At 65.9% G+C, this 23,777-nt stretch carries 24 protein-coding genes; 14 read left to right on the top strand and 10 right to left on the bottom strand.

Annotated elements, in window-relative coordinates; genetic code table 11:
• The 6 genes from IT40_RS15995 to IT40_RS15985 all read left to right on the top strand — a co-directional run.
• Positions 1-2,324, top strand: a 2,324-nt coding sequence (locus IT40_RS15995) for a glycosyltransferase (RefSeq protein ID WP_036757317.1), incomplete at its 5' end; no start/stop codon positions are given.
• Positions 2,302-3,084: a sulfotransferase gene (locus IT40_RS27670; RefSeq protein ID WP_084197192.1), complete on the top strand. Its 783-nt coding sequence runs from the start codon at positions 2,302-2,304 to the stop codon at positions 3,082-3,084. The genes IT40_RS15995 and IT40_RS27670, both read left to right, overlap by 23 nt.
• A gap of 243 nt (positions 3,085-3,327) precedes the next feature.
• Complete coding sequence (locus tag IT40_RS28735; protein WP_166436168.1) at positions 3,328-4,089, top strand: sulfotransferase family 2 domain-containing protein; 762 nt, start codon at positions 3,328-3,330, stop codon at positions 4,087-4,089.
• The gene (locus IT40_RS28730) at positions 4,086-4,640 is read left to right on the top strand and encodes a hypothetical protein (RefSeq protein WP_147307357.1); all 555 of its coding nucleotides are present in this window, start codon (positions 4,086-4,088) and stop codon (positions 4,638-4,640) included. The genes IT40_RS28735 and IT40_RS28730 overlap by 4 nt, the downstream gene beginning before the upstream one ends.
• Positions 4,589-5,083, top strand: a complete 495-nt coding sequence (locus IT40_RS28725; protein WP_147307358.1) for a hypothetical protein — start codon at positions 4,589-4,591, stop codon at positions 5,081-5,083. Before IT40_RS28730 ends, IT40_RS28725 begins: the two co-directional genes overlap by 52 nt.
• 65 nt (positions 5,084-5,148) lie before the next feature.
• The gene (locus tag IT40_RS15985) at positions 5,149-5,748 is read left to right on the top strand and encodes a sulfotransferase family 2 domain-containing protein (protein ID WP_036757265.1); all 600 of its coding nucleotides are present in this window, start codon (positions 5,149-5,151) and stop codon (positions 5,746-5,748) included.
• A gap of 51 nt (positions 5,749-5,799) precedes the next feature.
• Here IT40_RS15985 and IT40_RS15980 read toward each other — a convergent pair whose 3' ends face one another.
• Together IT40_RS15980 and IT40_RS15975 are read right to left on the bottom strand one after the other, a co-directional pair.
• Positions 5,800-7,767 (bottom strand): oxidoreductase, encoded by a 1,968-nt coding sequence (locus IT40_RS15980; RefSeq protein WP_036757263.1) that lies wholly within the window; start codon positions 7,765-7,767, stop codon positions 5,800-5,802.
• 54 nt (positions 7,768-7,821) lie between these two features.
• The gene (locus IT40_RS15975) at positions 7,822-8,946 is read right to left on the bottom strand and encodes an ABC transporter substrate-binding protein (RefSeq protein WP_147279044.1); all 1,125 of its coding nucleotides are present in this window, start codon (positions 8,944-8,946) and stop codon (positions 7,822-7,824) included.
• Between the two features lie 292 nt (positions 8,947-9,238).
• Here IT40_RS15975 and IT40_RS15970 point away from each other — a divergent pair, with 292 nt between their 5' ends.
• Positions 9,239-10,423, top strand: a complete 1,185-nt coding sequence (locus tag IT40_RS15970) for an NAD(P)/FAD-dependent oxidoreductase (RefSeq protein WP_052096036.1) — start codon at positions 9,239-9,241, stop codon at positions 10,421-10,423.
• 26 nt (positions 10,424-10,449) lie between these two features.
• Here the strand turns inward: IT40_RS15970 and IT40_RS15965 are convergent, their stop codons facing one another.
• From IT40_RS15965 to IT40_RS15950, 4 genes are read right to left on the bottom strand one after another with little or no spacing between them, the layout of a single operon-like run.
• Complete coding sequence (locus tag IT40_RS15965) at positions 10,450-11,160, bottom strand: ABC transporter ATP-binding protein (RefSeq protein WP_208021379.1); 711 nt, start codon at positions 11,158-11,160, stop codon at positions 10,450-10,452.
• 2 nt (positions 11,161-11,162) lie between these two features.
• Positions 11,163-11,921, bottom strand: a complete 759-nt coding sequence (locus IT40_RS15960; RefSeq protein WP_036757259.1) for an ABC transporter ATP-binding protein — start codon at positions 11,919-11,921, stop codon at positions 11,163-11,165.
• Positions 11,918-12,787 (bottom strand): branched-chain amino acid ABC transporter permease, encoded by an 870-nt coding sequence (locus IT40_RS15955; RefSeq protein WP_036757257.1) that lies wholly within the window; start codon positions 12,785-12,787, stop codon positions 11,918-11,920. The genes IT40_RS15960 and IT40_RS15955 overlap by 4 nt, the downstream gene beginning before the upstream one ends.
• Positions 12,787-13,677 carry a branched-chain amino acid ABC transporter permease gene (locus IT40_RS15950; protein ID WP_036757308.1) on the bottom strand — a complete coding sequence of 297 codons (891 nt, stop codon included), beginning with the start codon at positions 13,675-13,677 and terminating at the stop codon, positions 12,787-12,789. The genes IT40_RS15955 and IT40_RS15950 overlap by 1 nt, the downstream gene beginning before the upstream one ends.
• A gap of 230 nt (positions 13,678-13,907) precedes the next feature.
• Between IT40_RS15950 and IT40_RS15945 the strand changes: the two genes are divergently transcribed.
• The 7 genes from IT40_RS15945 to IT40_RS15915 are packed head-to-tail and all read left to right on the top strand — an operon-like array spanning position 13,908 to position 20,882.
• Positions 13,908-15,038 (top strand): ABC transporter substrate-binding protein, encoded by a 1,131-nt coding sequence (locus tag IT40_RS15945; RefSeq protein WP_083539207.1) that lies wholly within the window; start codon positions 13,908-13,910, stop codon positions 15,036-15,038.
• Between the two features lie 55 nt (positions 15,039-15,093).
• The gene (locus tag IT40_RS15940; protein ID WP_052096034.1) at positions 15,094-16,737 is read left to right on the top strand and encodes a GMC family oxidoreductase; all 1,644 of its coding nucleotides are present in this window, start codon (positions 15,094-15,096) and stop codon (positions 16,735-16,737) included.
• Positions 16,737-18,104, top strand: a complete 1,368-nt coding sequence (locus tag IT40_RS15935; RefSeq protein ID WP_036757252.1) for an FAD-dependent oxidoreductase — start codon at positions 16,737-16,739, stop codon at positions 18,102-18,104. Before IT40_RS15940 ends, IT40_RS15935 begins: the two co-directional genes overlap by 1 nt.
• A complete protein-coding gene (locus IT40_RS15930) occupies positions 18,101-18,583 on the top strand; it encodes a VOC family protein (RefSeq protein WP_052096032.1) in 483 nt (160 codons plus the stop codon). The genes IT40_RS15935 and IT40_RS15930 overlap by 4 nt, the downstream gene beginning before the upstream one ends.
• A 51-nt stretch (positions 18,584-18,634) precedes the next feature.
• The gene (locus IT40_RS15925) at positions 18,635-19,162 is read left to right on the top strand and encodes a VOC family protein (protein ID WP_036757250.1); all 528 of its coding nucleotides are present in this window, start codon (positions 18,635-18,637) and stop codon (positions 19,160-19,162) included.
• 12 nt (positions 19,163-19,174) lie between these two features.
• The gene (locus tag IT40_RS15920; RefSeq protein WP_036757248.1) at positions 19,175-20,107 is read left to right on the top strand and encodes an aldo/keto reductase; all 933 of its coding nucleotides are present in this window, start codon (positions 19,175-19,177) and stop codon (positions 20,105-20,107) included.
• Positions 20,100-20,882: an SDR family NAD(P)-dependent oxidoreductase gene (locus IT40_RS15915; protein WP_052096031.1), complete on the top strand. Its 783-nt coding sequence runs from the start codon at positions 20,100-20,102 to the stop codon at positions 20,880-20,882. The genes IT40_RS15920 and IT40_RS15915 overlap by 8 nt, the downstream gene beginning before the upstream one ends.
• A gap of 19 nt (positions 20,883-20,901) precedes the next feature.
• Here the strand turns inward: IT40_RS15915 and IT40_RS15910 are convergent, their stop codons facing one another.
• From IT40_RS15910 to IT40_RS26820, 4 genes are read right to left on the bottom strand one after another with little or no spacing between them, the layout of a single operon-like run.
• Positions 20,902-22,401 (bottom strand): class I adenylate-forming enzyme family protein, encoded by a 1,500-nt coding sequence (locus tag IT40_RS15910; protein WP_084197184.1) that lies wholly within the window; start codon positions 22,399-22,401, stop codon positions 20,902-20,904.
• Positions 22,401-22,769, bottom strand: a complete 369-nt coding sequence (locus IT40_RS26825; protein WP_052096029.1) for a hotdog family protein — start codon at positions 22,767-22,769, stop codon at positions 22,401-22,403. The genes IT40_RS15910 and IT40_RS26825 overlap by 1 nt, the downstream gene beginning before the upstream one ends.
• On the bottom strand, positions 22,762-23,178 hold the full coding sequence (locus IT40_RS15900; RefSeq protein WP_036757244.1) for a hypothetical protein: 417 nt from the start codon (positions 23,176-23,178) through the stop codon (positions 22,762-22,764). The genes IT40_RS26825 and IT40_RS15900 overlap by 8 nt, the downstream gene beginning before the upstream one ends.
• Positions 23,178-23,705: a PaaI family thioesterase gene (locus IT40_RS26820; protein WP_052096027.1), complete on the bottom strand. Its 528-nt coding sequence runs from the start codon at positions 23,703-23,705 to the stop codon at positions 23,178-23,180. Before IT40_RS26820 ends, IT40_RS15900 begins: the two co-directional genes overlap by 1 nt.
• Positions 23,706-23,777: the final 72 nt, after the last annotated feature.

The raw sequence follows: 23,777 nt of genomic DNA, 5'->3' as shown, positions 1-23,777 counted from the left end.
TCGAGGCGATCTACATGCTGGACGCCGACAACCGGCTGCGTCCCGACGCCATGGCCAATGCCATGGCGGCGCTGGCGCAGCATCCCGACGCCGGCTGGATCTATCCCAATATCGACATGTTCGGCCTCAGCTGGGCCGGGGATTACGGCGGCGACTATTCTCTGCTGATCCATACGGTGATGAACATCTGCGAGGCCGGCAGCCTGATCCGGCGCGAGGTCTTTGATGCCGGGGTCTATTTCGACACCTCGTTCAAATCCGGCTTCGAGGATTGGGATTTCTTCCTGACCGCCGCCGAGGCGGGCTTCCGTGGCCGCAACATCGACAATTTCGGCTTTCTCTATCGCAAGCGCGCCGAGAGCATGCTGGCCGATTCCGAGCGCGATTCCGAGGCGATCCGCAGCGAGATGCGCAAGAAGCACAAGCACCTGTTCAGCCCGCGCGGGCTGCTGGAGCTGGAGCAGAAAGAGGCGCCGCGCTATGCCTTCTTCCTGGCAGACCGCCACGAGGTGCTGCTGACGGTCGATCCCGACGCCCCCGACGGCCGCATCCTGACCGTGGCCGAGTTCGAGCAGCAATGGTGGCGCACGCAGACCGACAACAGCCAGCATCACATGCCGCCGATCCTGGTGATGACGCATTCGACGGTGCTGGAGCAACTGCGCCGCGGCCGGATGCTTCATGGGGTGCTGTGGACGATGGAGCGTCGCCTGACCGACAAATGCTTTGCTGCGCTGGAGATCCAGCCCTGTGAGGCCGACCGGATCGGTTGGGACGAGCAGGAGGCGCAAGGGGCGATCGAGCTGCGCGCCGACATGCTAATGGTCCAGCCAGGGCTTTTCTCGACCATCGTGCGCGACAGTTCCATCGCCTGGGCTTCGGGCGTTGCGGCGCGGCCCTGCAACGTTCCGACGAATCTGCTGCGGCTTCAGCTGCCCCAAATGCTGTTTGCTGAGGGAGAGGGACCTTATGGCGCGGCGGCACATGATTTCGTCGCCTTGGCTGCGCGCTATCAGGCATCGCCCAATCGCGACGCGCTGGCCTATAGCTGGGACTGGCGCAATCCGGGTATTCCCTGGCGGTCACGCACCCACGAGATCAGCCGGATTCCGACAAAATCCGACGCTGCCTATCCTAGGGTCGTCACCGAGGGGCGCGACATTGGCTTCGTGCTGCCGCTGGTCGAATTCGGTGGGGTCGAGAGGGTGGCGCTGAACATCGCCAAGGCGATGAAGAAGGACGGATGGCGCCCGCATCTGTTCGTCATCGAGGCGCGCGGCTGCCAGTTCAGCGCCGAATGGCGTGAGACCTTCGAAAGCGTCACCTTTCTGGCTGATTCGGGCTTTTCGACCTGGGGCCCGGCGAACACCAATTATCTGGGCACCGATGTCCCTGACTGGTCGCGTTTTGGCGACCAGCGCCATGCGACGGCGATGCTGGCCTGGCTGGATGCCGTCATCACCTTCCACAGCGGTGCGATTTCAGGCGTCATGGGGCAGTTGAAACGCTTTGGCGTCAAGACTGCGCTGTCGCTGCATCTCAGCGATCTCAGCCCGTTCCGGCGCCTGATCGGCAACACCTATTTGGGCTTGGCCTTCGAACATGCCTATGACATCGTGCTGCCCTGTTCGCAGCAACTGGCCGATTGGTGCCATGGCATGGGGATGCCGGCCGAAAAGGTCATCCCGCTGCTGAACGCGCCCAGCTTTGACCTGCCCGAGGGGGCCGAAGCCCGTATTGCCGACCGCCGCGCCATGCGATCGGCGCGGGACCGGCTGCGCGTCATCTATCTGGGACGACTGGACCACCAGAAGGGGGTCGAGCGGCTGATCTCGATCGTGGAAACAGCCGATGCGATGCGCCTGCCGGTCGATTGGCGGCTGATCGGCAAATCCGTCATGGGTGACAGCGTCCTGGAAATCCCGGCCCATATCGCCCGGTCGCTGGAACCGCCACTGACCACGCCCGAGGGCTTGGCCGAGGCATTCGAATGGGCCGATGCCTTCATCCTGCCCTCCTATTACGAAGGGCTGCCGCTGACGATCCTGGAGGCGATGCGTTCGGGGGTGATCCCCATCGCGACGGATGCAGGGGCCGTGACCGAGGTCTTGCGTCCTTGGGAGAACGGCGTGGTGCTGTCGCAGGACGAGACCGTTGCCGAGGCGCTTTCCGCGCTGGCCCGGCTGGCCGCAGATCCTGACCTGGTCCTGCGCCTGTCCGCGCGCGCCCGGGCGGATATGGAGGGGCGGGATTGGGAAAGTGTTATTAAGCCGTTGACGCAAAGGCTAGAGGCCATGCGGGATGCAGAAAAGAAGAAAAAATAAAGTTGGGAAAGCGATGAACTCTAATCTGTATCCTGCGCTTTACGCTCCGAAGGAAGGTTATGTTTTTCTAGTTACCTATGGGCGGTCAGGCTCCACGCTCATGACAAATTATCTCAACAGCTTTCCCGGATATTGCATCAGGGGGGAGAACAATAATGTATTGCATCACCTTTGCGCCGCTGTGCGCAGCTTGGATAATGTAAACTTCACTTTTCGAAGGCAGGCGAATTTAAAACCATTAAATGAACGCCGGCCGGAAATGCAGCACATAATGGAGACGCCAAAGGATCCATGGTATGGAGCTGAATTGGTTGACCCAGGCAATTTCGCAAAAGCCATCTTTAATGACTTTGTAAGAGAGATATTGTCTCCGCCGCCGGAAACTCGTGTATCGGGATTTAAGGAAATTAGGTGGGTGAATAATATGGAACAACTAGAATACAACATAAATCTTCTGTCAAGATACTTCCCTAATGCAAGATTCGTGTTTCAAACAAGAGATGCTGGCGCAATTTCTAGGTCTGGATGGTGGAAGCAGCGTCCCAGAGAGGCCGTTGAGAAATTCATAAAAAATGCCGATGCTGCATTCCTTGCTTGTGCAGCTAAGAACGATGCAAGCATTCATGTAAGATATGAAGATATTGTTGAAGGGGAAGGTGCTTTGAGAAAGGTAGCGGAGTTTCTGGGTGAGGATTTCTGTACTCAGGCAGCGTATAATATAATAAGCGAAAGACTTTCCCACCTTAAGAAAAATAGTTGACGCGTTGCTTTCAGTGCGGTTACAGAATGATCTGCCCCTCATTTTGGAGATTGATGGTGTCTGAGAATCGATCAATTGAGGGGCTGTATTGCCTATGGAATGGCCGAGAGGTATCGAGTCATGTTAAGGTGTATCCTTCGTTGACTGATGGAATTGGAGGGGAGAGGAATATTTCCCTCGCTATGATCTGTAGAGAAAAGGTTGGAAGATAGAGATATGATACTCTCTCCCCGGCTAAAGCGGATGGCTGCCATGGTGGGTGGCGAGGCTGAACTGAACTATACCGTTCATATTGCTGAAAATCCGCGTTTCGTCTTCTTTTCGAACCCGATCTGTGCCTGTTCTACATTGAAGGCCACGCTGAATTTATCAGTAGCTCGGGCAATAGGAAAAACGGATTTTCATATCGAAAATGCAGAAATGATCCACAAGCGGGCGGCGAATTTGCTTCTAACCCCGTATCAGTTGGGTTATTCTCGTTTCGAGGCGATGCTGGATGATCCCGACGTACCGCTATTCGCTTTCGTGCGTAGCCCTCAGAGTCGATTTTTGTCGGCCTGGCGCAAGAAGTTATCCCGTGAGACCCAATTTACTCGTAAGGTTCGTGCTCACCTTGGTATTGACCCTGATGTACCCTTGGCTGATTTTTTGACGCTTGATGCTTTTGCTGTCGGAGTGGCGGCCGATTCAGATTTACGGGATCTAGATGAACACTGGCGATTGCAGCGTAAACAAATCTTCTTTGATGAACTGCCGCGCTTGACCTTAGGCTTTGTTGAGAGTTTCGACGCTGATAGCGCACGCATCCTCGGCGGTATCTTTGGGCATGATGACTACTTTCTGTGTGATGCGGTTAGACTAAATCCAAATAATGCCTCCGGAAACCGTAAGTCTGGATCGGATCTCTCCAAGATAGCGAGCGCTGATATTGCGCGGGCCTATGCTGCGGATAGTGAAATGATTGCCAGCGCGCGCAGCCAGATCAACGAAAGTGAGATGCGATGAACCTGATTCTGCATATTGGAATGGGAAAAACCGGAACCAGTGCAATTCAAGCTGCTTTGTCGAGCAGTGCCGACCGACTTGCCGCGCAAGGAGCTGAATATCTTGGTATGTGGTTCGATATGTTGGACCCGCGCTTTCGAGGCGTGCAGAATCAAGAACAGTTTTTTTCCTTGCCTCCCGAAGAAATGACTCACGCGGCGGATCTGCTTATCGAGATGCTGCGTGCCCGTTCGGCTGCTGGAATACAATCCTTCATTCTTTCTAATGAGGCGCTTTCTGGAAAAGTCGGGCAAATGAAGCCAATGATCAACCGGCTGCGCGAGGCAGGAATTGCGGTGCGGGTTATTGGCTATGCTCGGAACCCCGCATCTTGGCTGCCTTCGGCTTATGTGCAATGGGGGTGCGTGATAAGGTTGAGCCTGGCCCGGTGCAGCCTTACCCGGTCAGGGCGCGTAAGCTGGTGCATTGGTATTCTGGCCTACTGCATTGGCATCGACAGATGGGCGACATCCTGGAAGTCCGATCCTATGACAAGGCCAGCGATATCGTGACAGATTTCGTTGAGGCCATTGGCTTCGAACTCAATACACCAGAACAGCGCGTTCTGGAGCGCGGAGAAGATGCCGAAATAGTTATGCGGGCTCTGTTCAATACTCGCTTTTCCAAGCATGTGCTGCCTGCCGCCTTTGATCGAGCGGTTCTTCCAACACTGGACGGTATACCTAAACTCGAAGAAGTGATAACGGCAAGTTTCGATTATTCCGAAACAGATCTGATCATCCGTGAGCAGGCGGCTCTTTTTGATCAGTACATGGACGCTTTCGGCTTCGATCCGCGTGCCATTGCCAAGTCTCCGCCATCAGAGCCAGAAATAACTGCTCTGCGCAACCGACTATTCGATGTGCTGCTTGAGGTCACGTTGGACCAAGCACAACGTATTCGTCGGCTGGAACAGCGTATCAATAGGCTGGAAGTAGAAAAGGTAGAAGTATAGGCGATTTAGGCGTGCTATTGGGTATCCATCACAACCTAGAGAACGTGTGCTGATCGATAAAAACCATGCCCTTCATCCAGCATAACGGCAAGCGTATCCTCTTCATCCATATCCCGAAGGCGGGGGGCACCTCGGTCGAGAGCTGGATGAAGGGCATCGCCCCCCTGCGGCTGTTTTCCATGGGCATTCCCCATGCCAGCCGCTGCACGCCGCAGCATTATCGCGCGCAGGATATCGAGGCGCTGCTGGGCGAGGGCTTCTTCGACTACGCCTTTACCATCGTGCGCAACCCCTATCACCGGATCGAAAGCGAATACCGGATGCGGGCGCAGCTGGCCAAGGACAGTTTCTGGAAGGGCCTGCCCGCCTTTTCGCCCTGGATCGAGGAAAACCTGGACCAGCAGCGCCGCGCCAAGTTCCACCTCGACAACCACCTGCGCCCGCAATGGGAATTCCTCGGCAAGGATGTCGAGGTCTTCAAGCTCGAGGACGGGCTCTCCGGCCCCCTGGCGGCCGTAGCCGAGCGGCTGGGCGTGACCCCGCCCCAGCAGAACCCCCACGAATTGCGCTCGGACCCGCTGGAGATCGAATGGAGCCCGGCCGACCGCATCCGCGTGCGCGACCATTACGCCCGCGATTTCGAAACCTTCGGCTACCAGCCCTAGGCCCGGCAGACATGCCGGGCGGCCGCGAACCCCTCGCGGCCGCCGCGTTCCTTACAGCCGCGAGGCGATCTCATAGGCTTCCCGCGTCGCCGCAAGGATGCGGCCCGGCACATAGGCGTCGCCCAGCAGCAAGGGCGCGATGATCCCCTGCGCCTGCAAGGCCTCGGCCAGCGCGGTCTCGGGCTCGGCCCCGCAGGCAAGCACCACGCTGTCGAAACCTTCATGCAGCGCCTCGGCGCCGGAATAGACATTGCGCGTCGCCACGCGGCCGGGCGCGATGGCGGTGACGCGCTCCATGACGCGCAGCTCGGCGCCGGCCGCGGTCAGCCGGGCCATGATCGCGCCGATGGAATATTTCCCCACCAGCGGCGCGACCGCCGGCGTCTGATACAGCAGCCGGACATGCACGCCGCGCTCGACCAGCGCCGAGGCCACGGTCAGGGGCTGCATGTGATCCTCGCGGGCGACGACCAGCGCCCGGCGACCGACCTGCGCCCGCCCCGCCAGCAGGTCGCGGCCCTCGATCACGAAAGGCAGTTCGGCGCCCGGAACGGCATGGCGGCGCGGGCGCGAGCCGGTGGCCAGCAGCAGCACGTCGGGCGAAAGCGCCGTGATCGCCTGCGGGTCGGCCTCGGTTCCCAGGCGGATGTCCACGCCGGCGGCGCGCAGCCGGTGATGCTGGCGGTCGATATAGGCCAGGAATTGCCGGTTCTCGGGCACGGCAGCGGCCAGCCGCATCTGCCCGCCAGGCGCTTCCTCCCGCTCCAGCAGCACCACCGCGTGACCGCGTTCGGCGGCAACCGCGGCGGCCTCCATCCCGGCCGGGCCGGCGCCGACGACGATGATCCGGCGCGGCTGGGCGGCGCGGGCAGGGGGTGGGTCGGCCTCGCGACCCGCGCGGGGATTGACCGCGCAGCCGAAGGGCAGCTTCTCGACCGAGACCGCGTGCAGGCAGTCGTTGCAGCCGATGCAGGGCACGATCTGCGCGCTGCGGCCCTGGCGCGCCTTGGCGACGAAGGCGGGGTCGGCGAAAAAGCCACGCGCGACGCCCACCACGTCGGCATGGCCGCGGGCCAGCACGGCCTCGGCCGCCTCGGGGGAATCGACGCGGCCGCTATAGACCACGGGCACGGACAGGGCGGCGCGATAGCGGCTGGCCATCTCGGACCATTGCGCGACGCCGTAGAGATGCGGCTGGATATAGCTGGGCGCGCCCCAGTTGTTGCCGATGACGCCATGGAAGAAGTCGATATGCCCGGTCGCCTCGACGGCGCGGGCGATGGCGATGCCCTCGTCCAGATCGTAGCCGCCTTCGAAAAGCTCGTGCATGTTGAAGCGGATGCCGAGGGTCAGATCCCGCCCCACCTCGGCGCGGATGGCGGCCAGCACGTCGGTCAGCAGCTTCAGCCGGCCTTCGGCGCTGCCGCCGTATTCGTCCTGCCGGTGATTGGTCGCGGGGGACAGGAACAGTTGCAGCACGTCCTCGTGATTGGCGTGCAGTTCGATCCCGTCCAGCCCGCAATCGCGCACGGTGCGGGCGACCAGGACGTAATCCTCGATCATGCGGGCGATCTCGGGGCCGGTCAGGGTGTGGGTGCCGGCATTGTTGGTGTAATTGGCCAGCACGCCCGAGGCGGAATGCGGCATGGCGCCCTGGTTGATGACCTGCGCCGTCACCACGGCGCCATGGGCGTGGATGTCCTGGGCCAGGCGCGCCATGCGGTCGCGATACTGCGGGTTGTGGACGCTGCCGCGCAGGATCGCGCCCAGCCCCGAGGGCGCATAGCCGCGCGGCACCATGCGGTTGTCGATGAAGGTATTGACGCCATCGACCCAGCAAAGGCCGTTGCGGACCCGTTCGAGCCAATAGCCGGAAAAGCGCTCGGCCTCTTTCGGCGAGGCCAGCGGATCGGAGATGATGCGGCCGTGTGGCGGCGCCATGATCCGGTTGGAAAGCTGCATGCCCCCGATGCGAAGGGGGCGGAAGATATGCGGGAAATGCTGGGGCTCGGCCACCATCGTGATCACTCCATCTGGGTGGGGCGCGGCTGTCTTGCCGCGCCCTGCCGGGGGTCATTCGGTATAAAGCACGGCGGTGCCGTTCCTGATCTGCACCACGTTGCTGCCGCTGACCGGCGAGCGGTCGTCGACATAGCTGTAGGAGCCGCTGCCGATCACCGAGGCCACGTCCCTGGTCGCGCTCAGCGCATCGCGGATGGCGTCGCGTCCGCTTTCGGGTCCGGCGGCCTTCATCGCCTCGATGGCCACGCGGCCGATGGTATAGCCAAGCGCCGCCCAATTGTCCGGCGCCCGGCCGGCATGGGCCTGGAAGTTCTGCGCGAAGGCGACCGAGAAGTCGTTGAACCCGCCCGGCACCCAGTCGGACAGCATGTAGACGCCCTCGGTCGCGCCGCCGCCGGTCTGGGTGAACTCGGGCGAGGAAAAGGTGTTCATGCCAAAGATCTCGACCTTCTCGTCCAGACCGGCTTCGCGAAGCTGGCGCACGATATTGCCGCCCTGCGCCGCCATGGCCGAGATGAACAGGCAGTCGATGTCCTGCCCGGCGATCTTGGTCGCCAGGGTCGAGAAGTCGATGTCCGAGGAGGACACCGATTCGCTGGACACGACGGCGACGCCCTTTTCGCGGACCAGATCCTCGAAAGCCGCGCGCAGGGCGACATAGACCTCGATCTCCTTGATCGAGACGGTCGAGCATCTTTCGACCTTGCGGGTGTCGGCGGCGAAATCGGCCAGGTAGGACATCATCTGCCGCGGCGGCTGCGTGCTGATGAAGCCCCAGGGTCCGGCGGCGGGGATGTCCAGGTTGTTGGTCAGGGTGACGATGGGCAGTTCCAGCCGGTTGCCCAGCTCGGCCCCGGCGATGGCGACGGCGCCGCTGGTCGGGCCCAGGATCATCCTGACCTCCGGGGCGTTGGCGTGGCGGGTGATCAGGGTCAACGCCTGGGTGCGGTCCGAGGCATCGTCCTCGACCAGGACGCGGACGGACTTGCCGGCGCCGAACTCGGCCTTTTCGTTCGCCTCGGCAAAGGCCATGGCCATGCCCTCGGACACGCCGGCGCCCATGAAGGCGGCCGGGCCGGTCAGGGACTGCATGATGACCACGGTCGGCTGCTCGGCAATTGCCGGCGTCGCAAGCGCAATCAGGGCCGCGCCGGTGGCGGCGATCATTCGTTTCATCGATTCCTCCCTTGTATTTTTTGGCACATTCATGATATTTATTTCACCAGTCAAATATATTTTTGATTTGGGCGCGCCTGGGTGCGTACGGGGCTTTCTCCGCGCGGGCTACACCGTGCGGTTAGATTTCCCGTGTTTGTCAGGCATCAGCCTGGAATCTTGGCGCAGTATTGCATACGTAAAGCTGCTATTTCGTATTTTTATCTTGAGGTGCTCTCGCGGATCGGTTCTTGTCGGCGAAGATGCTTTCCCGGCGCGGCCCGCCGGGATCGCCTTTTCCAGCGGAGGCCCCATGCAGCGAAGCCATCATCATGCAGTCGTCATCGTCGGGGCGGGGCAGGCCGCCTGCCAGCTGGCGATCAGCCTGCGGCAGAAGGACTATCCCGGCCCCATCGTCCTGGTGGGGGACGAGCCGTTCCTGCCCTACAGCCGCCCGCCGCTGTCCAAGACCTATTTCAACGAGGGCGAACCCCAGCGCCTGCTGCTGCGCAAGGCCGAGTTCTATGAGATGAACGACATCACCGTGCTGACCTCCAGCCGCGTGGAAAGGATCGAGCGTGCAGGCCGCGCCGTCGTGCTGTCGGACGGCCGGCGGCTGGGCTATGGGCAGCTGGTCCTGGCCACCGGCGCCCGCAACCGGCTTCCCCCTGTCGAGGGCGCGGACCTGCCGGGGGTGATGGCGCTGCGCGGCCTGGACGACGCCGACCGGATGCGCAGCCTGGCCGCGGCCGCGCGGCATGTGGTGATCGTCGGCGGCGGCTTCATCGGGCTCGAGGCGGCGGCGGTGTTCCGTGCCGCCGGCCTGCGGGTCACGCTGCTCGAGGCGGCCGGGCGGCTGATGGCGCGGGCGGTTTCGCCGGCGGTGTCGGACCATTTCCTGCGCGCGCATCGCGACGCAGGGGCCGAGATCCACCTGGGCGTCACGGTCCGGCGTATCCTGGCGCGGCCGGACGGTGCCGCCGGCGCGGTGGAACTGGCGGATGGCCGGACGATTGCCGCGGATGCGGTGCTGATGGCGACCGGGGTGGTGCCCAATGCGGAACTGGCGCGCGAGGCCGGGCTTGCGGTGGACAACGGCATCCTTGCCGATTGCTTCCTGGCGACCTCGGACCCGGCCATTTCGGCGATCGGCGATTGCGCCGCCGTGGCGCAGGGACCGGGCGGGCCGCATCTGCGGCTGGAATCCGTGCAGGCCGCCGTGGATCAGGCGAAATGCCTGGCCGAGCGGCTGGCGGGCCAGCCCGTGCCCTTTGCCAGGACGCCCTGGTTCTGGAGCGACCAGGGCCCGCACAAGCTGCAAATCGCCGGATTGCGCGATGGCGCCGACCGGACCGAGATCGAGCCCTTGCCCGACCCGGCGCGGCTTCTGGTGCGCAGCTATCGCGGCGAAAGGCTGGTCTGCGTCGAGACGGTGAACCTGCCGGCCGAACATATGCGCGCGCGCCGGGCGCTGGAAACCGAAGCCGCGGCCGCATAGCGGCGCGGGGACAAGGGCAGGGCGGGCTAATGCCCGCCGGTGCCCAGGTAATGCGCGATCACGCCGTCGTCCTGCGCCAGCCTGCGGCTGGGCCCCTCGGCCACGACATGGCCGTGTTCGATGACATAGGCGCGGTCCGAGACCTGCAAGGCCTTGCGCGCGTTCTGTTCCACCAGCAGGATCGTCATGCCGTCGCGGCGCAGCTGCGCCAGCGCGTCGAAGACCTGCTGCACGATGACCGGGGCAAGCCCCAGGCTGGGCTCGTCCAGAAGCAGCAGGCGCGGCCCGCCCATCAGCGCGCGGCCGATGGCCAGCATCTGCTGCTGGCCCCCGGAAAGCGAGCCGGCCAGCTGTTCCTGCCGCTCCCGCAGGATCGGGAACAGGCGGAACACCGCCTGGATGTCATGGGTGGGCCGGCGGCCGTGCAGGGCGTTGGCGCCGACCCGCAGGTTCTCGATCACCGACATGTCGGGCAGCACCTGCCGTCCCTCGGGCGATTGCAGGATGCCCATGCGCGCGATGGCCCAGGCGGGCTTTCGCACCAGCTCGGCCTCCTCGACCCGGATCTGGCCGGCACCGGGCCGGACGATGCCGCTGATGCAGTTCAGCAGCGTCGATTTCCCGGCGCCGTTCGGCCCGATCAGCGCCACCATCTCGCCCTGCGCGACGTTCAGCGAAACCCCGGCCAGCGCGCGGATGCCGCTGTAGGAGGCATGGAGGTCCGTCACCGTCAGCAGCATCATTCCTCTCCCAGATAGGCGGTGATGACGGCGGGATCGGCGACCACGTCGCGGGGCTTGCCCTCGGCGATCAGCCGGCCGCCGTCCAGCACATAGACGTGGTCGCACAGCTCCTGCACGAAGCGCATGTTGTGTTCGATCAGCAGGATCGCCTTGCCCTCGTCGGCAAGCTCGCGAAAGATCCGGCCCAGTTGCAGCGCCTCGACGTCGTTCATGCCGGCGACGGGCTCGTCCAGCAGGATCAGGTCGGGATCGGTGGCGAGCGCCCGCATCATCTCGACCTTGCGCTGATGGCCATAGGCCAGGCTGCCCGCCGGGCTGTCGGCATGCCCGGCCATCCCGAACCGCCCGAGCAGCGCCATCGCCTTTTGCCGCAGCAGCGCATCCTCGCGCCGCGACGAGGGCAGGCCCAGGATCGCCGCGACCAGCGAACAGGTCTCGTGCCGGTGAAAGCCGACCATGACATTGGCCAGCACGCTCGCCTCCTTCTGCAGGCGGATGTTCTGGAAGGTGCGGCCCATGCCGGCGCGCGCCACCTTGTCGGCCGGCTCGGCCGAGATGTCGCGCCCCCCGAACAGCACCCTGCCCGAACTGAGCGACAGCATGCCGGTGATCAGGTTGATCAGCGTGGTCTTTCCGGCGCCGTTCGGCCCGATCAGGCCGGTGATCCGGCCCGCCGGCACCCGCATGCTGACATCGTTCGAGGCGATGACGCCGCCGAAATTCTTGTGGACATGCTCAAGGACAAGATCGGTCATCCCTTCACCTCTGCCTGGCGGACCTCGGGGTTGGCGGCGCGGGTGCGGCGGGCGACCAGCGTGTCGACGATGCCGCGCGGCATGAAGTTCATCACCGCCATCAGGATCAGGCCATAGATCATGATCCGCGCATCGGCGAGCGGACGCGAGATCTCGGGCAGCGCGATCAGCAGGGCGACGCCCACCAGCGGCCCCCAGACGCTGCGCCGCCCGCCCAGCACGACATAGGACAGGATCACGATGATCAGGTGAAAGCCGAACTGGTTCGGCTCGACCGCATAGGAATGCAGCGCCTCGAGACTGCCGAAAAGCCCGGCCAGCAGGCCCGAGATCATATAGGCGATGGCCTGCGTGCGCGCGGCGTTGATGCCCAGCGACACGGCCATGCCCTCGTCCTCGCGCACGGCGTCGAAGGCCCGGCCCAGCCGCGAGCGCGAGATCGCCAGCATCACATGGATCGTCGCCAGGGCAAAGACCAGCAGCGTCCCGGTGCCGACCAGCTTGGGGATGCCGGAAAAGCCCATGGCGCCGCCGGTGACGTTCTCGGCATAAAGATTGGCCGACAGCACGATCTGCACGAAGGCCAGCGAGGCGATGGCCTGGTAGACCCCGCGCAGCCGCGCCAGCGGGATCGCCAGCAGCGCGCCGAAGGCCAGCCCGGCAAAGGCCCCGGCCAGCAGCGTCACCGGCAGCGGCAGGCCGTAGTTCACCGTCAGGATGGCCGCGGTATAGGCGCCGATGGCCGACAGGCCGACATTGCCGATGGAAAAGGCGCCGGCGCGCAGCACGATATATTGCGAATAGGCAAAGCCCAGGTGGATCAGGAACAGGTCGAAAAGCGGGCGAAAGCTCAGCAGCGTGTCCATCAGCGGCGCCCCCTCAGCACGCCGGCCTCGTCCTGCCCGAAAAGGCCGTTGGGGCGCAGCAGCAGCACAGCAAAGAGCAGGCCGAAGATGATGATGTCGGACAGCCGCGAGGACAGGTAGGCGACGCTCAGCGTCTGCAGCACGCCGAAGCCCAGCGAGGCGACCAGCGCCCCCGCGACCGAGCCCAGCCCGCCCAGGATCACCACCACGAAGCCGCGCAGCAGGAACGGGTCGCCCATCATGAAATGGATCGAGTTGAAGGCCAGCCCGACCAGCACCCCCGCCGCCCCTGCCAGCATGCCCGACAGCATGAAGGTCTGGAAATAGATGACGCTGGGCCGGATGCCCGCCAGCAGCGCCGCGCGCTCGTTCTGCGCCACAGCGCGGACCTGGCGGCCAAAGCCGGTCCGGTAGAGATACCAGGAAAGCCCCGCCACCAGCAGGATCGCCAGCACCGCCATCGCCAGCTGCAACGCCGAGACCCGCAGCCCCCAGACCTTGAAGATCACCACCGGGAAGGTGTCGAAGGGAAAGCGCAGCACCTGGGTCTTGGACAGCATCTGCGCGATGGACACCAGCACCAGATTCGCCCCGATGGAGGAGATCAGGGCGCTGAACTCGACCTCGCCGCTTTGGCGCAGGCGGCGAAAGGCCGTGACCTCGATGATGACCGAGACGAGGCCGGCGCCGATCATCGCCAGGATGAAGGCCAGCCAAAGCGGCAATCCCGCCTGGACCGAGTAAAGGCCGATGAAGGCCCCGGTCATGAAGATCCCGCCATGGGCGAGGTTCATGATCTTGTGGATGCCGAAGATCAGCGTGAAGCCAAGCGCGAACAGCGCATAGACCCCGCCGATCACCAATCCGTTGACGATTTGTTGCAGGAACACGAGCCTCTCCCTTCCCGGCCGGGGTTCTTCGGATTCTTCCGTCCAATAATTCATAGGCACATATTTTTGTATACAACAACTGTGAATTTGTGTTCATTTACCCGCGTGCACGAATCGACGACCGCCCGCCGCTTTTCCGGTGCGGCCGTGTCGGGCGCCGGTTTCAACAGGGGCAGCCGGATTGCCGCGCCAGGGCGCGGCGGCAGCGCGCCCAAGGACGGGAGGAACGAATGTCACTGAGAATCCTGATGGGCACCGCGCTTGCCGCCTCTGCCGCCTTTGCGCCGATGGCCATGGCCAAGGAGGTCAAGGTGGCGATCATCCAGTCGCTGACCGGCAGCCCGGCCTTCATCGGCCGCGGCATCGCCGACGGCGCGGTCATGGCCATCGAGGACATCAATGCCAAGGGCCTGGCGGGCGAGGGCGTCACCATCCAGTATACGCTGGACGACGATGCGGGCGACCGCGGCCAGGCGCTGGGCCTGATCGGCCGGCGCGCCGCGGATTCGGAAAACATCGCCATCATCGGCCCGACCACCGGCGCCATCGCCCCGGCGGCTGCGGCCGCGGCCAACGATCTGGGCATCCTGGCCTATATGCAGTCAAACAACGACGCCGTGCCGCAGGCCGGGCCCTGGTCCTTCCCGTTTTCGCAGCCGGCCTCGATCGCGACGCCGCCGATCGCCGATTATGCCGCCGAAAAGCGCGGCGTGCAGGACTGCGCGGTCATCACCGTCCTGGACAACGAAGCCTATGTCGCCATGGCGAATGTGTTCATGGAGCGGGTGAAGGAACACGGAGTGAAGGCGCAGCTCGACGGCGTCAAGCTGTCCGACATCGACTTCTCGGCCCTGGCGGTGAAGGTGGCGCAAAGCGATGCCGACTGCCTGTTCATCGCCACGCCGGCCGCGCTTGGCGCCAATGTCATCATGCAGTTCAAGCAGGCGGGCCTTGACCCGGAGGTGCAGATCTTCGGGCTGCAATCGCTGGCCTCGCCCGAGTTCCTCAACACCGGCGGCAGCGCGGTCGAGGGCGTGACCGTGATCGGCGAATGGACGCCCGGCGGCTTCGACGAGCCCTCGCGCGCCTTTGCCGAAGCCTACAAGGCCAGGCACGGGGTCGAGGCCGACAATTGGGCGCCGCAGGGCTATTCGACGATGATGGTCTTTGCCGACGCGCTGCGCCGTGCCGGGCCGGATGCCACGCGCGAGGAGATGCGCGACGCCCTGGCCGGCATCAAGGACGTGCCGGTGATCGTGGGCGAGGGCGTCTACAACTTCACCCCGGAACGCGCCGCGACCTTCGGCATGGGCATCCTGACCGTCAAGGACGGCAGCTTCGCGCGCCCCGAGGATCTGTAAGGCATCGCATGCGCGCGCGCCGGCAGGGGCGCGCCCGTTGCGCAAGGAGGACGCAATGCGTTTCGACAGCGAGTTCGACTTCATCGTCTCGGGCGCCGGTTCCGCGGGCTGCGCGGTGGCCGGACGGCTGGCGGAATCGGGGAAATACCGTGTCCTGCTGCTCGAGGCGGGCCCGCGCGACAGCGCCTTCTGGATCAAGGTGCCGATGGGCTATCCCATGCTGTTCACCAATCCCAAGGTGAACTGGATGTTCGAATCCGAGCCAGAGCCGGAACTGAACGGGCGGCCGATGTACAACCCGCGCGGCAAGGTTCTGGGCGGCACCAGCTCGATCAACGGCATGCTGTATATCCGTGGCCATCCGAGCGATTACGACAACTGGGCGCAGCTGGGAAATCCCGGCTGGAGCTGGCAGGACGTGCTGCCCTGGTTCAAGAAGGCCGAGGACCAGGCGCGCGGCCCCGACGATTATCACGGCATCGGCGGGCCGCTGGCCGTCTCGGACCAGCCCGACCCATCGCCGGTGGCGCTGGCGATCATCGAGGCCGCGAAACAGGCCGGCATCCCCGCAAACCCCGATTTCAACGGTGCCCAGCAAGAGGGGGCGGGCCTGTTCCAGACCACCACCCGCAACCGGCGGCGCTGCAACTCGGCCCGCGCCTACCTGTCGGCGGCGGGCCGCAACCTGCGCGTCGACACCGGCGCCCATGCCACGCGGCTGCTGTTTCAGGGCCGCAAGGCCGTCGGCATCGAATACCGCCAAGGCGGGCGCATCCTGCGGGCGCGGGCGCGGCACGGGGTCGTGGTCTGCGGCGGGGCCTTCGGCTCGCCCCAGCTCTTGCAGCTTTCGGGGATCGGCCCGGCCGATCATCTGCGCGACCACGGCATCGAGGTGCTGCACGACTTGCCCGGCGTCGGCGCCAACCTGCGCGACCATTTCTATTGCTCGCTGATCTTTCGCTGCCGCGAGCCGGTGACGATCAACGAACTGGCGCGCAGCCCGCTGCGCAAGGCCATCGCCGGGGCGCAATATGTGCTGGCCCGGCGCGGTCCGCTGGCCGCGAACGGCATCTTTGCCGGCATCTTCACCCGCACGGACGAGACCAGGGACCGGCCCAACCTGCAGATCAACACCAACATATGGTCGGTCGCCTCGCGCGACAGGCGGGGGATGCGGGTCCACGACTTTCCCGGCTTCACCATGAGCCCGGTGCATCTGGACCCTGTGGCGACCGGCGAGGTGCGGCTGCGCGCGCCCGATCCCTTTGCCGATCCGGTGATCCGGCACAATTTCTTTCGCGACGAGGTGGACCGGATGGCCATGGCCAATGCCGTCCGCATCACGCGCCATATCGCCGGCCAGCCGGCGCTGGCCCGCTATATGGCCGAAGAGATCCGCCCCGGCCCCGCGGTGCGGACCCAGGCCGAGATCGTCGACTGGCTGCGTGGCAACGGCATCGCGAACCTGCATCCCGTGGGCTCTTGCGCCATGCTGCCCTTGGCTGCGGGCGGCGTGGTCGATCACCGGCTGCGCGTGCATGGCATCGGCGGGCTTTACGTGGCGGATGCCTCGATCATGCCGCGGCTGCCGGCCGGGAACACCAACGCGCCGTCGATCATGATCGGCGAGAGATGCGCCGCCATGGTCCTGGAGGACATGGCCCAGGGCGCCGCACCGGGGATGAAGGGAGCAGCGTGATGGACAGGGACTACGACGTCATCGTGGTGGGCGCCGGCGGGGCCGGGCTTGCGGCGGCGCATATGGCCGCCCAGGCCGGCGCCCGCGTGCTGATGGTCGAGGCGGGCGACAAGGCCGGCGGCTCGACCGCCCTGTCGGGGGGCGTGTTCTATGCGGCGGGCACCTCGCTCCAGCGCCGGGCGGGGATCGAGGACACGCCCGAGGCGCTTTACCGCTATTACCTGCATATCAACCAATACAAGCTCGACCCGGCGCTGGTCAGGCGGCTGTGCCACGACGCGACGCCGGCCTTCGACTGGCTGGTCGGGCTGGGCGTCGATTTCCCCGAGGAGAACCTTTATTGCTCGGGCGTGGACAAGATCCGGCGCGGCCATCGCGCCCGCGGCCATGGCGCCGAGATCGCCGAGGTGCTGGAGGGCTCGCTGAGCGGCCTTGCCGTGGACATGGCGCTGCGCAGCCGGGTGCAGGAGTTGCTGGTCGAGGATGGCCGCGTCGCCGGCATCCTGGTCGAGGGCGACCGGGTGACGGCGGGGGCGGTGGTGCTGGCCACCGGAGGCTTCGGCGCCAACCGGCAATTGCTGGCCGAGCTTTACCCCACGGCCGCGGCGCAGGGCGAGCTGTCCTGGTATATCGGCTCGCCCCATTCCCAGGGCGACGGCATTCGCATCGGCCGCCGCCTTGGCGCCGGCATCACTCGGCCGGATCGCGGCCTTCTGCTGATGACGCCGGGCTGGGAAAAGGAGCTGGAGACCTATCTGCCGCCCTGGCTGATCCATGTCACGCATGAGGGGCGCCGCTTCGTCGACGAATCCTGCGAATATTCCATCCTGTCCGAACTGCTGAACGAACAGACCGCGCGCGAATGCTTCGCGATCTTCGACGAGGCGGCGCGGCGCGAGGCCCGCTCGGCCACCGCGCCGAACTGGTCGGCGGACCGGCTGGCGCATTTCGCCGCCCGCGGGCAGGTCGCGCAGGCCGATACGCTGGAGGGGCTGGCGGCGCAGCTCGGCATCGACGCGGCGACGCTGGCCACCACCGTCGCCGCCGCCAACCGCGCCGCCGAAACCGGGCGGGATGCGCATTTCTTCAAGCCGGCCGAGCATCTGAAGCCGATTTCGACCCCGCCCTTCTACGGCGCGCGCATCCGGCCGGCCATCGTGTGCTGGACCGGCACCGGGCTGAGGATCGACACCGAGGCGCGGGTGCTGGACCAGGCCGACCGGCCGATTGCCGGCCTCTATGCCGCGGGCGAGACGACGGGCGGCATGTTCGGCCCCTGCTATGCCGGCGGCGGCGCCTCGATCGGCAATGCCATCGTCTTCGGCCGGGTGGCGGGCAGCAATGCGGCGGCCGAGGCGCGGCCATGATCCTGGGCATCCACCACGCCGCCATCTCGACCCCGGACCTGGACCGGGCGCTGGATTTCTATTGCAACGTGCTGGGCTTCACCGTCGCCTCGCGCATGGACTGGGCGCAGGGCGCGGCGCTGCCCGACACGATCATGGGCCTCAGGGGATCGGCGGCGCGCCAGGCCAAGCTGCGCGCCGGCAACTGCTTTCTGGAGCTTTTCGAGTTCTCGAGCCCCGCCCCCAGCCGGCCGGACCGCGGTATCCAGGACCACGGCATCACCCATCTTTGCCTGCATGTCCGCGAGTTGGCGGCCGAGGTCGCCCGGCTCGAGGCGGCGGGCATCCGCTTTCGCTCGGCCCCGCAGCGCCGGGCCAGCCATGCCTCGGTTTACGGCCACGATCCCGACGGCAATGTGCTGGAACTGCTGGAGGTGACGGATGACAGCCACCCCTTTTCCTTCGCCACGCTGGGGCCGGCCCGGGATGGCCGGCCGTAGCGCCGCCGCGGCGCGGATCGCGGCAACCACCCGCCACCAAGGAGGCAAAGCATGAGCCGCCATTACGGAACCCTGTTCCAGCACGGATATGTGGTCCCCGATGCCGATGCCGCCGCCCATGACTGGGCCGGGCGCATGGGGGTCGGGCCCTTCTTCGTCTATCCGGTGCCGATCCCGTTCCAGGTGCTGAAGATCTGGGACGAGCCGGTCTCGGTCCAGATCCACAGGCGGGTGCTGATGGGCTATACCGGCCCGGTGCAGATCGAGCTGATCGAGCCGGCCGACGCAGCCTCGCCCTATCGAGACTTCCTGGAAAGGCGCGGCGCCGGGCTTCAGCATTTCGGCTTTCTCTGCGACGATTTCGACGCGCAGCTGGCGGCGGCCGAGGCGCGCGGCATGGTCCGCGCCATCGAGGGCCGCCAGGCCCTGTCGCGCATGTGCTATCTGTGCGACCCCGCCGATCCCGATGCGCCGATGATCGAACTGGTCGATCTGAAGCCCGAGCGGCGGCAGATGTTCGACCGCATGCGCCTGCCTTCGGTGGGCTGGGACGGGCGCGACGTGATCCGCGAACTCTAGAAAGGTGCAAGCATGGACTATCGCAAGCTGGGCCGCTCGGGCCTGACCGTCTCGGCGGTCGGGCTGGGCTGCAACAATTTCAACTGGACCACGGACGAGGCGCAATCGCGCCGCGTGGTCGATGCGGCGCTGGATGCCGGGATCACCTTTTTCGACACCGCCAACATCTATGGCCGTTCAGGCGGTTCGGAAGAGTTCCTGGGCCGCGCGCTGGGCCCGCGGCGCGGCCGGGCCGTGGTGGCGACCAAGTTCGGCATGCAGATGGCCGACGGCAGCCGCGGCGCCGACCGCTCCTATATCATCCGCTGCGTCGAGGACAGCCTGCGCCGGCTGGGCACCGACTGGATCGACCTTTACCAGCTGCACGAATCGGACCCGACCACCCCGATCGAGGAGACGCTGGACGCGCTGGACCGGCTGATCGCCCAGGGCAAGGTCCGCTATATCGGCACCTCGAACATGGCGGATTGGGAAATCGCCCATGCCCACCACCTGGCGCGGGAACTGGGCGTGCAGCATTTCATCTCGCTCCAGGCGGAATATTCGCTGATCCGGCGCGAGGCCGAGGCGACGACGATCCCCTGCCTGAACGCGCTGGGGCTGGGGCTGCTGCCCTATTTCCCGCTGGCCTCGGGGCTCTTGACCGGCAAATACCGCGGCGGCGACACGGGCGAGGGGCGTTTCGGCAAGATCGCGCGGCTGGCCGACCGCTATTTGACGCCCGAGAACCTGGCCCGCGTGGACCGCATCGCCGATTGGTGCGACCAGAACGGGCTTGCCATGACCGAGGTCGCCTTTGCCTGGCTGCTGTCCAGGCCCGTCGTGGCCTCGGTCATGGCCGGGGCGACCAAGCCCGAACAGGTGATTGCGAATGCGAAGGCCGCCGAATTGCGGTTGAGCGAGGCACAGATCGGCGAGCTGGAGGCGCTGCTGCAAGATGAATGACACGCTGGACAAGGTCGCCGTCATCACCGGCGCGGGCTCGGGGCTGGGCGCGGCGACCGCCCGCCGCTTTCACCGCGAGGGCTGGAGGCTGGTCCTGGGCGACCTGCGGCCCGAGGGCGTGCAGGCCCTGGCGCGGGAGCTTGGCGCGACCGCCCTGGCCTGCGACGTCGCCGACGAGCGCCAGGTCGAGGCGCTGGTGCAGGCGGCGCTGGACCGTCACGGCCGGCTGGATTGCATGATCAACAATGCCGGCATCCTGGGCGCCATCGGCCCGATCGGAACGACCGCGGCGCGCGATTTCAACCGCGTGCTGGAGGTCATGGTCAGCGGTGTTTTCCATGGCACCAAGCACGCCGCGAACGCCATGGGCGACCAGGGCGGCGTGATCCTGAACACCGCCAGCCTGGCGGGGGTCGGGGCCTGGGCCAACCATTCCTATACCACCGCCAAGCACGCGGTGGTGGGGCTGACGCGCTCGAGCGCGGTGGAGCTGGCGCCGCGCGCGATCCGGGTGAATGCGCTGGCGCCGGGCAATGTGGTGACGGGCATGACCAGCAGCCTCAGCGGCGGCGAGCAGGCGGCCTATGACCGGGCCTTGGCGCGCAATCCCATCCCCTATGTCTGCACGGCCGCGGACATCGCCGATGCCTTCGCCTATCTGGCCGGTCCCTCGGCCCGCGGCATCACCGGGCAGGTTCTGGTGATCGACAGCGGGCTCGACGTCGCCGTGGTCCCGCCCGCCTATCACCAGGCGCCGGGCCGTTTCGTCGAATGAAGCAGGGCGCCGCGGCCGTTCAGGCCGTGGCGTCCAGCACCATGGTTTCGACCTCTTCGCGGATGATCTTGCCGCTGGTGCTGCGCGGAAAGCGCTCGACCGGGACGAAGACCACGTCCTTGGGGCGCTTGTAGCCGGCCAGGCTGGCGCGGCACAGCGCGATCACCCCGGCCTCGTCCAGGCTGTCGTCGCAGCGCGCCACCACCGCCACCGGCACCTCGCCCCAATGCGGATCGGGGCGGCGCACGACGATGGCGTCGGCGACGCGCGGATCGGCCAGGATCACCCGCTCGATCTCGGCCGGATAGATGTTCTCGCCCCCGGACTTGATGAGATATTTCGAACGCCCGGCGAATTCATAGCCCGCGGGCGTGCGGCGGAACAGGTCGCCCATGTGGAACCAGCCGCCGCTGAAACTGTCGCGGTTGACCTCGTCGGCGTTCCAGTAGCCGCTGAAAAGCGTCGGCCCCCTGACCCAGGCTTCGCCGGTCTCGCCCTGGGCCACGTCGCGGCCGTCGGGGCCGACAAGGCGCAGCTCGGTCAGCACGCTCAGCTTCTTGGCAAGGCTGCGCGGCATCTCTCCGGGCCGGATCAGGTCGCCGGAGAGCGGCGGCATCCCGGTCTCGGTCGCGCCGAAGGAATTGAGATAGGGCGCGTCGAGACGCCGCGTCACCTCGTCGATGACCGCGGCCGGCGTCATGTCCGCCATGGCTCCGACCACCCGCACGCCCTTGATCCGGGGCCGGCGCGTCCGCAGGCGGGCCAGCAGAAGCTCGGTGGTGGCGGGCACGGTCATCAGCCAGCCGATGCGCTGCTGCTCCAGCGTGTCGATGATCCGGTCGGCGTCGAACCCGTCCATCACGGTGACGGCGCCGCCGATCAGCAGGGTCGAGAACAGATGCTCGGTGCCCCCCATGTGGAACATCGGCGCCCATGAGATATAGCCGTCCTCGCGCGCGAGCCCCAGGTCCAGCCGAAAGGCGCACATGCGCGCGATCTGCGCCCGCTGGCTGATGACGGCGGCCTTGGGCCGGCCGGTGGTGCCCGAGGTATAGATGATGATGAACCCGTCCTCGGGCCGGGCCTGGTCGGGGGCCTCGCCCTCGCATCCCAGGCTGCGCAGGTCCAGGGCCTTGCGGTCGGGGCAGGCGGCGCGGGCCAGGTCGCGGTGGCGGGCCGAGCAAAGCATAAGCCGCGGCTGGACCAGGTCGATGCACCAGGCCAGTTCCGGCGCCACCAGCCGCCAGTTCAGGCAGGCGACCATCGCCCCCAGCTTGGCGCAGGCCAGCTGCGTCAGGCCGTATTCGATGCAGTTCTCGGACAGGACGGCCACGCGGTCGCCCCGCGTCACGCCCCGCGCCGCCAGATCGGCGGCGATGCGGTCGGCGGCGGCGATCATCCCGGCATAGCTCAGCACCCGGTCGCCCTCGATCAGCGCCGGCGCCTCGGGCCGGTCATGGGCGCGCCCGGCGATCAGGCGCCAGACCGTCGTGCCGCTTGCCGTCAGGATATCGGACATCAGTCATGCTCCTTGAAGCTGAATTGGACCCGCAGGACCGGTGCCCCGCGCCCCTCGGCGTAAAGTGCGCCGCCGGGCTCGGGGGTCAGCCGGGCGGCAAGCCGGTCGCCTTCGAAGACGTTGTCGGCGAAGAAGGCGGCGATCTCGGCGAACTCGGCCTGCGGATGGGCGGCCATGGCGGCGCTGATGACATAGGCCAGGTTGGCCGGGCCGGGATTGACGCGCCGGGGGCCGAAGCCCGCCGCCTCGGCGGCCTCGCGCCGCAGGTGGATGGTGTTGTCGTCGCGCAGAAGCGCGCACCATTCCGCCATGTCGGGGCCGCTGACCGGGCCGAAGCTCCAGCCGGTTTCGTCCTGCCTGTCAGTCATCGGCCACCACCGGGGTAATCATCCTGAATTGCAGCACGCTGGCCGGGCCGGCCTGGTCCGACAGCGTGATGGCCAGCGCCAGATGGTCGGCCTGGCCAAAGCGGCGGCTGGGCTTGCGCGTCAGGTCCAGAACCTCGACCGTGGCGTCATAGGCTTGGCCGACCCGCAGCCGGCCGGGAAAGGACAGCCGGCATTCGCCCAGCACCGGACCGGCATCGAAGGCCAGCCCCAGGTTGCGGCTGAAATCGCCGATGGGCGCCGGCATTGCCGCCAGCGCGCCCAGATAGGCGTGGATCGGATGCGCCAGGTCGCCCTGCCGCGGCGGGGCGGCGCAAAGTGCGCGCACCCGGTCGTCCAGCGCGGCGGTCAGGTCGTATCGCCTGCCGGGGATGGGGGGCTGGCTTGCCATCAGCGGCCGATGCGCGCGAAGCGGCGCTCGATCTCGGGGCCGATGCGGTCGAAATAGGTGGTGTCGGCCAGCGCGTCCATCGCCATCACCTTGAACAGGGCTCGGGCGTTCATCACCGGCCGGTCGCCGACGCTGCATCGCATCTGGGCAAAGACCAGGTTGCGGGTCTTGCGCGTCACCTCGATGTCGCCGCGCACCCAGTCGCCGAGGTGGACGATGGACAGGAAGTCGATGTTCATCGAGATCGTGGGCACCACCGCCGCCGCATGGCCGACCAGATGCTGCACGCCGTAAGCCTGCATGTCGGTAAAGGCCGCCAGCGCCGCGCCGTGGCAATAGCGCGATGGGTTCAGGTGGCGTTCCGCGCAACGAAAGCCTACCGCGAATTGCCCCGCCCCGTCGCGCGTCGCATGCACGGGGCCGAAGGTGTCGCAGAACCCGCCGGGCGAGGGCAGCTCGATCCAGCCCTCCGGTGCGGGCGGGGTGCTTTCCGAGGCCTTGAGAGGGTGGAACGCGTCAAGGGTCATCAGCGGATCCCGAACTGGCTGCGCGGCATATTTATACACAAACGATAAAACTATATAATGAAAACCGAGTCA

It is taken from the genome of Paracoccus versutus (genome assembly GCF_000763885.1).
GTDB classification, from domain to species: Bacteria; Pseudomonadota; Alphaproteobacteria; order Rhodobacterales; family Rhodobacteraceae; genus Paracoccus; species Paracoccus versutus.
This window is presented reverse-complemented; position numbering and strand designations above follow the sequence as displayed.